General features: G+C 58.6%; 4 protein-coding genes. 3 read left to right on the forward strand and 1 reads right to left on the reverse strand.

Annotated elements, in window-relative coordinates; all coding sequences use genetic code 11:
• Both QT222_RS04730 and QT222_RS04735 read left to right on the forward strand, forming a co-directional pair.
• Positions 1 to 298 (forward strand): selenium-binding protein SBP56-related protein (locus QT222_RS04730; protein WP_491476466.1); only part of this gene is annotated, 298 nt, incomplete at its 5' end.
• 4 nt (positions 299 to 302) lie between these two features.
• On the forward strand, positions 303 to 626 hold the full coding sequence (locus QT222_RS04735) for a 2Fe-2S iron-sulfur cluster-binding protein (protein ID WP_004056262.1): 324 nt from the start codon (positions 303 to 305) through the stop codon (positions 624 to 626).
• A 205-nt stretch (positions 627 to 831) separates the two neighbouring features.
• Here QT222_RS04735 and QT222_RS04740 read toward each other — a convergent pair whose 3' ends face one another.
• Positions 832 to 2,943, reverse strand: a complete 2,112-nt coding sequence (locus QT222_RS04740; RefSeq protein WP_491476467.1) for a S8 family peptidase — start codon at positions 2,941 to 2,943, stop codon at positions 832 to 834.
• A 590-nt stretch (positions 2,944 to 3,533) separates the two neighbouring features.
• On the opposite strand from QT222_RS04740, the gene QT222_RS04745 reads away from it, so the two are divergent.
• Positions 3,534 to 3,824: Rieske 2Fe-2S domain-containing protein (locus QT222_RS04745; protein WP_491476468.1), on the forward strand; the 291-nt coding region annotated here is incomplete at its 3' end.

Here is a 3,824-nt window from a genome sequence, read left to right on the forward strand (position 1 = left end):
CATCCGGAACGTGCAGGGTCGCGAGCTGGTCGCGGGACCGCAGATGCTCCAGCTTTCGCTGGACGGCGAGCGCCTCTACTGGACGACCTCGCTGTACTCGACGTGGGACGACCAGTTCTTCCCCGAAGAAAAAGAGCACGGGTCGGTGATGCTCAAGGCCGACGTCGACCCCCGGAAAGGGACGCTCGAACTCGACGAGGACTTCCTCGTCGACTTCGGCAACCTCCCGGACGGGCCAGCGCGCGCCCACGAGATTCGGTGGCCCGACGGCGACTGCACCAGCGACGTCTGGCAGTAGGTCGATGGCAACCCGTCACGACCTCACGCTAACGTGGCGGGACGGCCGCGAGGAGACGGTGCCAGCGAGCGAGAACGAGACGGTTCTCGAAGCCGCCGAGTCGGCGGGCATCGGCCTCCCGTTCGGTTGCCGGACGGGTGCGTGTGCAACCTGTGTTGGTCGGCTCATCGACGGGGCTATTTTGTACGACCGTCCGCCACGAGCGTTGAAGACCCGGCATATCGAGGCGGGATACGTGCTGTGCTGTATTGCTCGGCCACGAACCGACTGCCGAATCGAGGTCGGTGCGGATGTCCAGACCGACTTGGTTTCGAACCCGTGGAAATGACCGCATCGGCGACACCACAACGGAGTGAACCGTCGTACGCCGAGGACTCGGAAAACGGAGTTCCACTCCAGAGGTAGGGCGGTATCTTCGTGACTTCCCGAGGTGAGCCATCGCTCGCGTGAGGCAGCCATCACTCCATCAATCCGTGGCTACTCGTCAATCGAAATTCGCAGGAGGGAGCACCGCCCGCTTTACGCAGTCGGTCTCAGGCGGTGATACTCTTTGAGTCGGTCGTCGAGTTCCCGGCCGTGTCGGTGACGGTGAGCGTGACACCGTACTCACCCGAGTCGAACTTGTCCGTGAACTCGTCCGTCCCGGACGCGCTCCCGCCGCTCACGTCGGTCGTGTTCGAGAACGTCTCGGACTCGTCGGCGTCGTCGACGATGACTTCTACGGTATCGAGGTTGCTGTTGGTGTCGCTGACTGCCCAATCGACGGTAACCTCGGCGTGCGGGTTCTTGGGACTCCCGCTCGACAGGGTGAATGTGTCGATAGTCGGCGCGGATTCCGTCTCTTCGCTCTCTGTCGCGGTCGCCGTGTCGGAAGTTGTCGTTCCGTCCGTGTCGGACACGACAGCTTCCACTTCGTACGTGTTGCCGCTCCCGTCGTCACCGCTGGCGACGAGTCGGGTGGTGCCGCTTACGGAGCCACCGGAAACGCTCGGACTGGCCGAGTCTTCAGTCTCGACTCGATTGCTGTCGCTATCAAGTTCGTACAAGGTGAGGTCGAGCGTGTGCAGGTCACTGTCGGCATCGCTCACGGCCCAGTCTACATCGAACTCCGCGTCCGAGTCGCTCGTCTCGACTTCGGTTAGTGACAGGCTGTCGACCGCCGGCATGTCTTCTGTCTCTGACGTGCTGACAGTCTTTGAGGCCGTGTTGCCGTCTCCGTCGGTGACGGTTGCGGTGACATCGTAACTGTGACCGCTGTTTTCGTCACCGCTGGCGACGAGTCGGGTGGTGCCGCTCGCCGAGTCGCCACTCACACTCACTGTTACCGAATCATCCTGTGATCCAGCGGTCGTATCCTGGAGGACAAAGTCGACCGTATCGAGGTTGCTGTCCGGGTCGCTCACCGACCACGACACGTCGAATTCGGCGTCGCCGTTGCTCGTCTCGACCTCGGTCGCAGAAAGGCTGTCGACACCGAGCTCTGCAGTGCCGAGTGCCGCCTCGACATCGAGCAGGCCGTTGCCCTGTTCGTTCGAGGAAAGGCCGATATCCTCCGCCGTGGAGTTGAGTTGGGTACGGGCTTCCTGATGCGTATATCCGTTATCCATGAGTTGCCCCGCCGCACCGGCCACGTGGGGACTGGCCATCGATGTTCCGGAGAGCGTATTGTAATCATCTCCAGGATAGGTCGAATAGATTCCTTTGCCGGGGGCAGCAAGCTCGACTTCGGGACCAGTTGACGAGAAGTCGGCGAGTGAATCGTTCTTCGTGGTTGCGCTCACCGCGACGCATTCGGGTTCAGCAGCGGGATAGCCGACACAGTCAGTACAAGGTCCACTGTTCCCCGCGGCCGCTGCGAGGAACACACCGTTCTTATCGGCGTATTGGACAGCATCTGCTACTGTGCTGGAGCGCGACCCGCCCAGCGACAGGTTCCCGACATCCCACCCCTGATCGGCGACGTACTTGATGCCTGCCGCAACGTCGGAGTACGACCCCGAACCGTTGCTATCGAGAACTTTGACCGCATGTAGCGTCGCCGCTGTACTGACGCCGACGACACCGAGACTATTGTCGTCAGCCCCAGCAATCCCGGCGACGTGGGTTCCATGCCCGTTGTCGTCGTCCCATTTTTGCCCACACATATGGGGACTGCCTTTACACTCGACGAAGGCTTTGCCTTTGCCGAGATTTGCTTGTAGGTCATCGTGGTCGCTGTCGATACCGGTGTCGATAATCGCGATATCGGCACCCCCCTCGCCGTCTGTGTTGTCACCGCCCGTTTCCCCATCGACGTGTGCAACCTCCGCATCCACGCGGTCGATACCCCACGGAAGCGTCTGCGCGATGGCGTGTAAGTTGCCGTTCTCCTCGGTATACCGGATGCCGGGTCGGTTCTGGAGATTGTCTATCGCCTCGTCCGAGAACGTGCCGGTGATTGTTTTTTCGTCATCCCAGTCCAGCGTCCGGACGACTTGGTCGGCTGCACTTCGCGTGGCCCGTTCGGCTGCGGGCGATGCAATCCCGATGTTGTACTCGTTTTTTCTGTCGGCCGCGGCGGTTCCCGTACCAACGGCGAGTGCGCCAATTCCGGCGGCACCGACCCGAGCCAGCACCTCCCGTCTGGATACATCGATGTTCTCCATGTTGTGACACTCAATACCATGTGTCATAGTTTTGTGGAGCATATACTCGGGTTCCAATATATCTAGCTCGATGAATGCTCGCGCTGTCTCTGCGGAGTTTCGGAGAACTGAGTTGAGTTTGGTATCCTCTGTCTGTCTGTCTCTGCCTATAGTAGCGTTTGCAACTGGTGACACATCCAATCGCACGATAGCGGTCGAGCGAGTGTGCAATGACTTGCAAACGCTACTATCGCCGGAACTGCGAGGAGGATCTGTTCAAACTGTGTTGCAGTCTCTGACTATCGTGTTCAATATACAACACCTAACCGCTCTCGACACCCGTACCGAAATTAAACGCCACGGGTCTGTCTCGGAGGAATAGTCGCAATAGCCCGTATGCATCTACGAATCGATGCTGTAAGTTACGCAATACGACAATTTTCAAAAACGACAGCAATCGCTCGATAGGCACCCACCAGTTGAGAAGGTCTGTAACCGGATAGTTCCCTGAAAATACCACTCACTATTTTATGGTGAACCTCAGTTAATCACTTCAATATAGCTCCATACGGACATAGCTTATTTAACCATTGACAAAATCTCCTAGAGGCATGGTATCAGGAGGCACGAATGTCGGGGCATCCTCTCAGACCCAAACGGTCATAGAAGAGGTTGGAAACATCAGGGAGACTGGAACAATCCCTTCGCGGATACACAACGACAACGAAATACACGAGTTAGAACTCGAACGAGTGTTCAGCGACACGTGGGTATTCGTTGGACACGAATCGGAGATTCCGGAACCGGGAGATTACGCGAAGCGGTACATCGGCGACAGTCCGTTTATCTTCGTTCGAGACGACACCGGCGAGGTTCGGGTGCTCTTCGATTCGTGCCAACAC

This window comes from Haloferax sp. s1, from assembly GCF_058382125.1.

What these genes read in the sequence shown, in the direction of transcription:
- QT222_RS04735 (WP_004056262.1), top strand. Translation starts at nt 303, where the DNA reads ATGGCAACCCGTCACGACCTCACGCTAACGTGGCGGGACGGCCGCGAG.
- QT222_RS04740 (WP_491476467.1), bottom strand. Translation starts at nt 2,943, where the DNA reads ATGGAGAACATCGATGTATCCAGACGGGAGGTGCTGGCTCGGGTCGGT.